The organism is Ensifer sp. ZNC0028 (assembly GCF_000799055.1).
Lineage (GTDB): Bacteria > Pseudomonadota > Alphaproteobacteria > Rhizobiales > Rhizobiaceae > Ensifer.
Map to the genome: position 1 here is coordinate 1 of NZ_JTLA01000020.1, position 9,378 is coordinate 9,378.

Consider the following 9,378-nt stretch of genomic DNA (forward strand, 5'->3'; position numbering starts at 1 on the left):
GGACGAGCCGAGCCCTGGCAGGTCAGCGACGCGCCCGCCGCCTTCGTCAAGGCGCAGCTTCGCGGCATCATCGGTATCAGGCTGCCGATCGAGCGCCTCGACGGCAAGCGCAAGATGAGCCAGAACCGCAGTGCCGAGGACCGCACCGGCGTCGCAGCCGGGCTTGCGGCCAGCGCCCGCCGCGAGGATCGCCTCGTCGCGGAGGAGATACCGGTCTGACGACGGACGAACGGGCGGCGGGCGCCTGACCCGGCTGCCCCGGCACTTATGATTTTCCTTCAACTTTCCCGCGCAAGCCCTTACAACGACTCCCGCAAGAGGCCACGCAGCAGCAGACGAGGTATACCGCATGCCATCGCTCGACATCCTCCTCACCTTCTTCGTAACCACGGCGATCTTCGCCTATATTCCGGGCCCGGCCATGCTCTACGCCGCTGCGCAGACCGTGGCGCGTGGCCGCTCCGCCGGGCTGATGGCTTCGCTCGGCATCCATCTCGGCTGCTACGTGCACGTCATTGCCGCCGCTGCCGGCCTTTCGATCCTGTTTCATGCGGTGCCGACGCTCTATCTGGCGGTGAAGCTTGCAGGCGCCGCCTATCTCGTCTGGCTGGGCTTCACGCTGATGCGCACCAAGGCGACGGGCGACGGCAGCCTGCCGCTGACTGAGGCGAAATCGGCGCGCCGCGCCTTCTTCGAGAGCATCACTGTCGAAGTGCTGAACCCGAAGACTGCGATCTTCTTCGTCGCCTTCCTGCCGCAGTTCACCGATGCGTCTGCCGCCTTCCCGATCTGGGTGCAGTTCCTGCTGCTCGGCGCCCTCGCCAACCTGATGTTTTCCTCGGCCGATATCGTCTGCGTGTTCCTCGCTGGCGCCGTCGTCTCGCGGATGCGCCGCTCCGGCAGGGCGCAGCGCCTGATGCAGCGCGCCGGTGGCACGGTGCTGATCGGGCTTGGCGCCCACCTCGCCTGGCAGCGGAGCTGATACCCGACAGGTAAACCGGCCATGCGCTAGCCGACTTGCATTGGCCGGCTGACGTTTGGCCGACTGGCCCTGCGCCGGGTGGCTCGCCGTGCCCCGGTTGCACCGGCGCAACTTGCCGCTATCATGCCCTTGAGGGTGATCGAGGGACACGCGCATGGGAGAAGGCGGCCAGGGAATTCGCACCACCGGCGCGGATGTGCTTGTCGACACGCTGCTTGCAAACGGCGTCGACGTCTGCTTCGCCAATCCCGGCACCTCGGAAATGCACTTCGTCGCGGCGCTCGACCGCAAGCCGGAGCTGCGCTGCATCCTGGGCCTCAGCGAAGGCCTCGTCACCGGCGCCGCCGATGGCTATGCGCGCATGGCCGGACGCCCCGCGGCGACCCTTTTGCACACCGGCCCAGGTCTTTCCAACGGCCTTGCCAACCTGCACAATGCCCGCCGCGCCCGGGCTGCTGTCGTCAACATCGTCGGCGACCACGCCTCCCATCACCTCCTGCTCGACGCTCCGCTGACGACCGATATCGAAAGCTTGGCAGCGCCGATGTCGAACTGGGTCCGGCGCGTGCAGGATCCGGCCGATGTCGGCCCCACCGTTGCCGCCGCCGTTCAGGCCGCACTGACGCCGCCGGGCGTCGCCACCATGATCCTGCCCGCCGACGCCGCCTGGGGAACGCTTGCCCTTGCCACCCCGCCACAAAAGGCGATCCTCGAAGTCCCGCGCCCGGCCAGCGCCGAAACCGTGCGCGAAGTCGCGCGCCTGATACGTTCGAATCCTCAAGGGGTCGCCATGGTCGTCAGCGGCGCTGCGGCGCAAGCCGATGGCCTTGCCGTCGCCGGGCGGATCGCGGCTGCGTGCAGCATCCAGCTTTTCAACGAGGTTCTGGTCGCCCACACCCAGCGCGGCCGCGGACGGGTGGCGCCGGCGCGCATCCCCTACCCGATCGACATGGCGCTCGCCACGCTCAAGGACATCCGCGTTCTCATCCTTGTCGGCGCGCCGGAGCCGGTCGCCTTCTTCGCCTATCCCGGCATGCCGGGCCGACTGGTGCCGGAGGGCTGCACGGTCGCAACCCTTGCCCGCCACGGTGAAGACCTGAAGGCGACGCTGGAGGCGCTTGGCGACGAACTCGGCGTCAGCCCGACCGCCCCGCTGCCGGTGGCAGGCGCTCCCACCGATACCGGCGAGCCCTCGGGGACGCTGACCGAAGACGCAATCGCCGTCATCGTCGCCCACAAGGTACCGGAGGACGCAATCGTCTGCGACGAAGGGGTGACCTCGGCGCGGCGCTTCTTTGCCCTGTCCGCCTTCTCCGCACCGCACGACCTCATCATGCAGACCGGCGGCGCGATCGGCGACGGCATTCCGCTTGCAACCGGCGCGGCCATCGCCTGCCCGGATCGGAAAGTGATCTGCCTGCAGGCCGACGGCAGCGCCATGTACAACATTCAAGGCTTGTGGACCCAGGCGCGCGAAAACCTCGACATCGTCACCGTCATCTTCTCCAACCGCACCTATGCCATCCTGCATGCCGAGATGCGCAATGTCAGCGTCGGGGAGATCGGCACCAATGCGCGGCAGATGCTGAACCTCGACAATCCCGCGCTCGACTGGGTGTCGCTCGCCCGCGGCCTTGGCGTCGAAGCCGCCGTCGCCACCTCCTGCGAAGCCTTCGCCGCGCTCTTTTCCGCAGCCCTGTCGCGGCGCGGACCGTTCCTGATCGAGGCGCGCCTGGCGTGAGTTTTCGCACCCGTTTCGATGGCGATCGGCGCGTGAGCTCGGCACGCCAGATTGCCCGGAAAGGGACTGCCCAGCACCCGATAATCACAGGGTAAAATATTGATATAAATATCGTTTTTACAAAAATTCGGGCGCAAACTTGCGCCTGCGGACTTCTCGCTTATATTAGCGACGCCCTAGGTTCGCACTCATCTGCCCGAGTCGCATTTCAGTTTTGGGCCCCCTTCAACCGGCAGCGTTCTTTGCCGGTGGACCAACGAAGGAGACACTTCATGTCCTTTAAGAAAGACCTAACCAAGGCTCCAGGCGCATCTCTGTCCCGCGTCAAAATCGGAGCCGCTATCAAGCTTTCGCGTGAAACCGCCGGTTATTCGGTTGACGATCTGTCGGTCACCACAGGCCTGACGGAAATTGAAATATCCAAGATCGAGCTCGGCGCCGATACCGATCCCGCCAAGCTGCAGCGCATCGCCGCCGCATTGCAGGTCTCGCCGCAGACCTTCACCTGAAAAGCGGGGGCGGTGCGCGACAGACATGCGTACCGCCGCCTCACCTTATCTTTGGCCGCGCCGAACCGGCGCGACTGCGTGACACGGCGCAAGGGCCAAGCCAACATTCCCCAATGAATATCCCCCGATGTTCAACCTCTGGCAACTGCTTCGCGCTGCCGGCATCGACAGCATTTCGGCGGCCATTCCGGGGACAATGACAAAGAATAGAGGGAAAATTGAAGGCACGAAAAGCCCGCTGTTTCAGGGCTTTGACGAGGTTTTCACGGATGCCCCAAACTGAATAATTCAATATCTTCATTGAGTTTTGAGGCGTATCGTCTATATATCACCTCGTCGAATATTGCTTGTGACCTTTGACAGCGCGCTTTCGCGTGGCCAGATCTCCTCTCAAATATCGATCAATTCCAGAGAAATATTTCCTGGAAAACGCAGTGATTGAAAGGAAATCACCATGGCTTCAGGCACGGTAAAATGGTTCAACGGCACCAAGGGCTTCGGCTTCATTCAGCCGGATGACGGCAGCACCGATGTGTTCGTTCACATCTCCGCAGTCGAACGCGCCGGCATGCGCTCGCTCGCCGAAGGTCAGAAGGTTACCTTCGACGTCGTCAGCGACCGCAAGACGGGCAAGAGCTCGGCCGACAATCTGAGGTCGGCATAATTTGTCATTCGCCCTTCTCTGACCACGGATGTACTGGCAGGAAGGCGCTTGAATGACGGGAAGAGGTCGGGACAACACCCCGACCTTTTTGCGTCTTTGGACCCCACGTTTCTCGATACGGGAGATAGGCATGTCGGCGCTCAAATTTGCGTCGGCCAACAACAGGAGAACAAGTTTTGCAGGTACTCGTCAGGGACAATAACGTCGACCAGGCTTTGCGCGTGCTGAAGAAGAAGATGCAGCGCGAAGGTCTGTTCCGCGAATTCAAGGCGCGCACGAGCTACGAAAAGCCGTCGGAAAAGCGCGCTCGCGAAAAGGCGGAAGCCATTCGCCGCCAGCGCAAGCTGGCGCGCAAGAAGCTGCAGCGCGAAGGCCTGCTGCCCGCACCCAAGCGAGCAGCGCGCACACGCTAACGATCGGGGCCGGCAGACCCGGCCCCTGAAGGAGACAGAACATGACTCCACACCAGGGCGCCAACTCCAAGCCGGCCAAGACCTCCGCAAGTGACAGGGCGGCAGCAACCGACCACACGGCAAGGGCGATCGTCGCCGCCGAGAAACTCGCGCGCGACAGGAAGACCGAAAAGCTCAAGGCACAGCGCCTTGAGCGCGCCGCGGCCGAACCGGCCGTGGATGCGGCGCCATCCAAGCCGCCGCGAAAATCGCAACGCGTGTGATTGCAGGCGCCCGGCAACGCAGGGCGCCAGGGTCGGATCTTCCGAAACGGAAGAGATCCGCGCGCCGCGGCCAGTCGCTCATGCGAACAATCAAGACGGACGACCACATGCTCCATACCTTCGCACGCAGGATCCGACGCTATGACTATGCGCCGGTAGCCATCAGGCTATCGCTTGCCTTTTCCCTGCTCTTCGTCGTGCTGATGATCCTGAACGGACTTCTTTGGTAGACGGCGCTGCGCCGTCTTCGGTCGCGGCCATCACGCCGCCACGGAACGCTTCCATTGTTGCGTCGAAGCGGCGACCGGAGGCAGACTGCGGGCAGATTCGCGGGCGCCGGCTTTTCGCCGGCCGCCGGCCAACCTCTCACCCGCAGCGCAGCGCGTCTCTTGTCAGTCACACAAAGATCGCTGTAACACTTTGATTTTCTGCATGCCTTTCTCCTGTATCGAGGACGATCCAGGGAGACAGGCACGGACGGGGCGCCCCATGCCACTTCATATCGAAACGCCGCTCATTCAATCCCTTCCGCTCGGCCTTGCCGCAGGGCGAAACATCTGGCTGAAGATGGACGCGCTGCAGCCGCCGGGTTCGTTCAAGATCCGCGGCGTGGGCGCCGCCTGCGAACACCACGCGCGGGCGGGCAAGCGACGCTTCGTCTCTTCCTCCGGCGGCAATGCCGGCATGGCAGTCGCCTATGCGGGCCGCCAGCTTTCGATCCCGGTTTCGGTCTATGTTCCGGAAACGACCACCGAAAGGGCAAAGGCGCTGATCCGCCAGGAGGGCGCCGACGTCATCGTGCACGGTGCCGCCTGGGATGAAGCCAATGCCAAGGCCCTTGCCTCCCTCGACGAGGACTCCGCCTTCGTCCATCCCTTCGACGATCCGCTGCTTTGGACCGGTCACGCGACTATGATCGACGAGGCCGTCAAGGCCGGCCTCGCCTTCGATGCGGTGGTGCTGTCGGTCGGCGGCGGCGGGCTCTTTGCCGGCGTTGCCGAGGGGCTTCAGCGCAACGGGCTTGGCGCGGTACCGATCCTTGCCGTCGAGACCGAAGGAACCGCCTCGCTCGCCGCCTCCATCGAGGCACGGCAACTGGTGGCGCTTCAGGCCGTCAGCGGCATCGCCACCTCGCTTGGCGCAAGGCAGGTGAGCCAGCGCGCCTTCGAACTCAGCCAGACACGCCCTGTCGAGAGCGTCGTCGTCAGCGACGCGCAGGCCGCCCAAGCCTGTATCCGCTTCCTCGACGACCACCGCGTTCTGGTCGAGCCCGCCTGCGGCGCCGCCCTTGCCGTCGCCTACGCCCACGCCGACCGGCTGGCACGCTTCAAGCGCATCCTCATGATCGTCTGCGGCGGCGCGACGACGACCGTCGAGCGGCTGCAGGCCTGGCAGGAGTTTTAAGCCGAGCCGGGTCGCCGCCTCGCAATTGTTTTTCGACGGATCTGGAATTTACCTCTGCGCGAACTTACGTCCAGTGCGGAACCACAGCGTGTTCCGGCCTGCGACAGGGGAAGCAGATGTTTGATACGTTCATGCGCCGTGCGATGACCACCCTCAAGGTTCTCTGGTGGGTCACGGTCGTCGGCGGAGCGACCACGATCGGCGCCATGTACGGCTGGCAGGGCCACGGCTGGGATGGAGCGCTCGGCTTCGGTCTGATTGGCTTCACCGCCGGCTCTGCCTTTGCCGCCTGGTTCCCCGACCTGATGCTTATCGACCTGTTAGAGCATGCCTTTGTCGGCCTGTTTCGGTTTTTCTGGAACTAATCGCGGGGCCGGGTTCTGGTGCCCTCGTCTCTCCAGGCCGGAAGCCTGCACCATGGACGGTTAGCCGCCACCGGCCTGCATCGACCAATCGCGCCGACCCGACAGCAATGACGGGGTTTTACAATCCGCCTGTCCACGCCACGAAAAAAGCCGGAGCTGACGCCCCGGCTTGTCTCATTCGACCGTTCGATAAGGCTTAGTTCTTCGCCTTGTCGACCAGCTTGTTCTTGCCGATCCAGGGCATCATGCCGCGGAGCTTGGCGCCGACTTCTTCGATCTGGTGGCTGTCGTTGACGCGGCGGATGCCCTTGAAGCGAGCCGCACCCGACTTGTATTCCTGCATCCACTCGGAGGTGAACTTGCCGGTCTGAATGTCCTTGAGGACGCGCTTCATCTCGGCCTTGGTTTCTTCGGTGATGATGCGCGGACCGGTGACGTATTCGCCCCACTCGGCCGTGTTCGAGATCGAGTAGTTCATGTTGGCGATGCCGCCTTCATAGATCAGGTCGACGATCAGCTTCACTTCGTGCAGGCACTCGAAATAGGCCATTTCCGGAGCGTAGCCGCCTTCGACCAGCGTTTCGAAGCCGGCGCGGATGAGCTCGACGAGACCGCCGCACAGAACGACCTGTTCGCCGAAGAGGTCGGTTTCGCACTCTTCCTTGAAGTTGGTTTCGATGATGCCCGAACGGCCGCCGCCGACGCCGCAGGCGTAGGAGAGCGCGAGGTCAAGGGCGTTGCCCGAAGCGTCCTGGTGAACGGCAACGAGGCAGGGAACGCCGCCGCCCTTCTGGTATTCGCCGCGAACCGTGTGGCCCGGGCCCTTCGGCGCGATCATGACGACGTCGAGCGAAGCCTTCGGCTCGATCAGGCCGAAGTGAACGTTGAGGCCGTGGGCGAAAGCGATCGCAGCACCATCACGGATGTTGCCGGCGATTTCGGCCTTGTAGATTTCGGCCTGCAGTTCGTCCGGGGTCGCCATCATGATCAGGTCGGCCCACTTGGCGGCTTCAGCAACCGAGAGAACCTGGAGACCGTCGGCCTCGACCTTGGCAGCCGTTGCCGAACCCGGCTTCAGCGCGATGCGGATTTCCTTGGCGCCGGAATCCTTCAGGTTCAGCGCATGGGCGCGGCCCTGGCTGCCGTAGCCGACGATGGCGACCTTCTTCGACTTGATCAGGTTGATATCGGCATCACGATCGTAATAGACGCGCATTGTTGTGGTCCTTCCCGTTGTTTGTCAGTCGTTTAAGCGAGGTTCCCCTCGCCGTTACCTTTTCGTGCCGTAAAGCGCGAGAAAGGCGGAAACCGCCTGCTCCGCCTTGCGGCCAAAACTTTGTCTCATCTCCTCGGCTTCTTCGCCGAGCAGCATCTTCAGATGCCAGTCGGAGACGATCAGCCCATAGAGCGCGCCGTAGGCCTCCTCGGCATCGTCGAACGTCAAGAGCCCCGCCTTGCGGCCGGCTTCGAGTAGCGCTGCCGCCCGGCGGCCGATCTGCCGGCGTCCGCGCTCCTGCAGCATGTGGCCAAGCTTGGAGCCGTCACGGCTCGCCTGGCCGATCGCGAGACGATTGAGCGCCAGCGACACGTCGCCGGCGAGAACCTCAAGCAGATCCTTGGCAAAGACGATCAGATGGCGCTGCAGGCTCTCTGCATCGAGCGCGCGGGCGGCAACGTCCTGCGTGCGCACCTTGCTCGCCTGGAAGCCGATCATCGCCGAGATCAGCCCGTCGCGATCGCCGAACCACTTGTAGAGGCTTTCCTTGGAGCAATTGGCCGCCCGCGCGATGCCGGCCGTCGTCAGCGCCTTTTCGCCACCGTCGACGAGAAGCCGCAATGCCTGCTCGAGAACGGCGCCCTGACGTTCCGTCAGCCCCTCCCCGGCATTCGCCTCCCTCATCGCCACAGTCATCTGCACGCTGCCTCGCCTCAATCAGTACCGTACGGTACGGTTCGCACTCTTCTAGTGAAGCCTCCCGGAGGCGTCAAGACGATTCTCAAGAAGCGGCAAAATTTCGGCGGTGACGGAGAAAGACGAGCGCCATAAGCTGTAGAAGCAGACCGGAGAGAGGTCGACGGTGCCGCCGCATCAAAAGGCATACATACTTATTATCGTGGTTTTCTTCATCGCGGCCACCATCAACGTGGCGAGGCGTTTCCGGCACGAGAAAGACGCAATCGCTGCGTGGTTCTGGGGGATTGTCGGCGCAGGCGGCGCACTTGTTCTCGCCCGCTTTGTTTACGTCGCCTGGGGCTGATTGTATGCGCCCCGCAAATGCAGACAATCGGCGCAACGTGTCAAAACGGCCTGGTCCCGGCGAAGTTAGACCAGTCGATCGTGTGAAGGAGTTCAACGCATGCAGCAGCCAGCTCTCGGCATCCTGATTGGCGGCACCTCGCATGTCGGCAAATCGACATTGGCGGGAACCCTGGCCCGTTCGCTTAGCCGCGAGCTGATCTCGACGGACGCGCTCGGCCGCCATCCCGGCAGGCCCTGGCCGACTGTTCGCCCCGAAGTCGCCGAATACTACGCCAGCCTGACGGACGAGACGATCCACTGGTTCCTGAAGGTGCACCACGAAAACATGTGGCCGCGCATCCGCCAGATCGTCGATAGCCATCGGGAGCGTGGGCAGCCCTTCGTGCTGGAGGGTGCGGCGTTGCGGCCGGAATATGTGGCCGAACTCGAAGCCGGGAGTGTCACCGCCGTCTTCCTCTATGCGGACGACGATTTCCTGCGGCAACGGATGCTGGACGAAGCGCGACGTGACGAAAGATACGAGCAGAAAGCCGGGATCATCAACAAATTCATTGAGCGCTCACTTCGGGAGAACAGAGACATGCTGGAGTCGGCGCGAGCAGCCGACATCCGCTGTATCGATGTCGCAGTGCCGGGGGCGGTAGAGGCCGTGGCGCAGGAGTTCTCGGCGGGCTGAACGGCCATGGCCGGTTCTCCCGACAGCATCCACGGTGTTCGGTTCCCGTTTTTGCGCCCTTCCTTCACACGGTGAGGGGCGCGCCCCTCATCCGCCTGCCG

The 9,378-nt window shown here is 63.5% G+C and carries 15 protein-coding genes; 13 read left to right on the plus strand and 2 right to left on the minus strand.

Translation table 11 applies throughout. The features are described from left to right. From L981_RS05550 to L981_RS05590, 11 genes are all read left to right on the plus strand, one after another. The coding region (locus tag L981_RS05550; protein ID WP_043612653.1) for an FMN-binding negative transcriptional regulator at positions 1 to 219 on the plus strand (219 nt) is incomplete at its 5' end. A 130-nt stretch (positions 220 to 349) separates the two neighbouring features. Then, positions 350 to 982 carry a LysE family translocator gene (locus L981_RS05555; protein ID WP_043612655.1) on the plus strand — a complete coding sequence of 211 codons (633 nt, stop codon included), beginning with the start codon at positions 350 to 352 and terminating at the stop codon, positions 980 to 982. A 154-nt stretch (positions 983 to 1,136) separates the two neighbouring features. Then, a complete protein-coding gene (locus tag L981_RS05560) occupies positions 1,137 to 2,723 on the plus strand; it encodes an acetolactate synthase large subunit (RefSeq protein ID WP_043612657.1) in 1,587 nt (528 codons plus the stop codon). 272 nt (positions 2,724 to 2,995) lie between these two features. Further along, positions 2,996 to 3,232 carry a helix-turn-helix domain-containing protein gene (locus tag L981_RS05565; RefSeq protein WP_043612659.1) on the plus strand — a complete coding sequence of 79 codons (237 nt, stop codon included), beginning with the start codon at positions 2,996 to 2,998 and terminating at the stop codon, positions 3,230 to 3,232. 127 nt (positions 3,233 to 3,359) lie between these two features. Beyond that, complete coding sequence (locus L981_RS34380) at positions 3,360 to 3,515, plus strand: hypothetical protein (protein WP_156133977.1); 156 nt, start codon at positions 3,360 to 3,362, stop codon at positions 3,513 to 3,515. Between the two features lie 171 nt (positions 3,516 to 3,686). After that, complete coding sequence (locus tag L981_RS05570) at positions 3,687 to 3,896, plus strand: cold-shock protein (RefSeq protein WP_043612661.1); 210 nt, start codon at positions 3,687 to 3,689, stop codon at positions 3,894 to 3,896. Between the two features lie 176 nt (positions 3,897 to 4,072). Next, positions 4,073 to 4,309, plus strand: coding sequence for a 30S ribosomal protein S21 (rpsU, locus tag L981_RS05575; protein WP_043612663.1), 237 nt, complete (start codon positions 4,073 to 4,075; stop codon positions 4,307 to 4,309). 41 nt (positions 4,310 to 4,350) lie between these two features. Further along, positions 4,351 to 4,572 (plus strand): hypothetical protein, encoded by a 222-nt coding sequence (locus L981_RS05580; protein ID WP_043612665.1) that lies wholly within the window; start codon positions 4,351 to 4,353, stop codon positions 4,570 to 4,572. A gap of 107 nt (positions 4,573 to 4,679) precedes the next feature. Continuing rightward, positions 4,680 to 4,802: a hypothetical protein gene (locus L981_RS35755; RefSeq protein WP_256364274.1), complete on the plus strand. Its 123-nt coding sequence runs from the start codon at positions 4,680 to 4,682 to the stop codon at positions 4,800 to 4,802. A gap of 259 nt (positions 4,803 to 5,061) precedes the next feature. Next, the gene (locus L981_RS05585; protein WP_043612667.1) at positions 5,062 to 5,976 is read left to right on the plus strand and encodes a pyridoxal-phosphate dependent enzyme; all 915 of its coding nucleotides are present in this window, start codon (positions 5,062 to 5,064) and stop codon (positions 5,974 to 5,976) included. 116 nt (positions 5,977 to 6,092) lie between these two features. After that, positions 6,093 to 6,341: a hypothetical protein gene (locus L981_RS05590; RefSeq protein ID WP_052201614.1), complete on the plus strand. Its 249-nt coding sequence runs from the start codon at positions 6,093 to 6,095 to the stop codon at positions 6,339 to 6,341. 196 nt (positions 6,342 to 6,537) lie between these two features. On the opposite strand, the gene ilvC is transcribed toward L981_RS05590, so the two are convergent. Together ilvC and L981_RS05600 are read right to left on the minus strand one after the other, a co-directional pair. Further along, on the minus strand, positions 6,538 to 7,557 hold the full coding sequence (gene ilvC, locus L981_RS05595; RefSeq protein WP_034792899.1) for a ketol-acid reductoisomerase: 1,020 nt from the start codon (positions 7,555 to 7,557) through the stop codon (positions 6,538 to 6,540). Positions 7,558 to 7,611: 54 nt separating this feature from the next. Further along, on the minus strand, positions 7,612 to 8,259 hold the full coding sequence (locus L981_RS05600; RefSeq protein WP_043612670.1) for a TetR/AcrR family transcriptional regulator C-terminal domain-containing protein: 648 nt from the start codon (positions 8,257 to 8,259) through the stop codon (positions 7,612 to 7,614). Positions 8,260 to 8,419: 160 nt separating this feature from the next. On the opposite strand from L981_RS05600, the gene L981_RS05605 reads away from it, so the two are divergent. Next, the gene (locus L981_RS05605) at positions 8,420 to 8,599 is read left to right on the plus strand and encodes a hypothetical protein (protein ID WP_043612672.1); all 180 of its coding nucleotides are present in this window, start codon (positions 8,420 to 8,422) and stop codon (positions 8,597 to 8,599) included. Positions 8,600 to 8,698: 99 nt separating this feature from the next. After that, positions 8,699 to 9,277: an AAA family ATPase gene (locus tag L981_RS05610; RefSeq protein WP_043612674.1), complete on the plus strand. Its 579-nt coding sequence runs from the start codon at positions 8,699 to 8,701 to the stop codon at positions 9,275 to 9,277. Positions 9,278 to 9,378 lie beyond the last annotated feature (101 nt).

What these genes read in the sequence shown, in the direction of transcription:
- L981_RS05555 (WP_043612655.1), top strand. Translation starts at nt 350, where the DNA reads ATGCCATCGCTCGACATCCTCCTCACCTTCTTCGTAACCACGGCGATC.
- L981_RS05560 (WP_043612657.1), top strand. Translation starts at nt 1,137, where the DNA reads ATGGGAGAAGGCGGCCAGGGAATTCGCACCACCGGCGCGGATGTGCTT.
- L981_RS05565 (WP_043612659.1), top strand. Translation starts at nt 2,996, where the DNA reads ATGTCCTTTAAGAAAGACCTAACCAAGGCTCCAGGCGCATCTCTGTCC.
- L981_RS34380 (WP_156133977.1), top strand. Translation starts at nt 3,360, where the DNA reads ATGTTCAACCTCTGGCAACTGCTTCGCGCTGCCGGCATCGACAGCATT.
- L981_RS05570 (WP_043612661.1), top strand. Translation starts at nt 3,687, where the DNA reads ATGGCTTCAGGCACGGTAAAATGGTTCAACGGCACCAAGGGCTTCGGC.
- L981_RS05580 (WP_043612665.1), top strand. Translation starts at nt 4,351, where the DNA reads ATGACTCCACACCAGGGCGCCAACTCCAAGCCGGCCAAGACCTCCGCA.
- L981_RS35755 (WP_256364274.1), top strand. Translation starts at nt 4,680, where the DNA reads ATGCTCCATACCTTCGCACGCAGGATCCGACGCTATGACTATGCGCCG.
- L981_RS05585 (WP_043612667.1), top strand. Translation starts at nt 5,062, where the DNA reads ATGCCACTTCATATCGAAACGCCGCTCATTCAATCCCTTCCGCTCGGC.
- L981_RS05590 (WP_052201614.1), top strand. Translation starts at nt 6,093, where the DNA reads ATGTTTGATACGTTCATGCGCCGTGCGATGACCACCCTCAAGGTTCTC.
- ilvC (WP_034792899.1), bottom strand. Translation starts at nt 7,557, where the DNA reads ATGCGCGTCTATTACGATCGTGATGCCGATATCAACCTGATCAAGTCG.
- L981_RS05610 (WP_043612674.1), top strand. Translation starts at nt 8,699, where the DNA reads ATGCAGCAGCCAGCTCTCGGCATCCTGATTGGCGGCACCTCGCATGTC.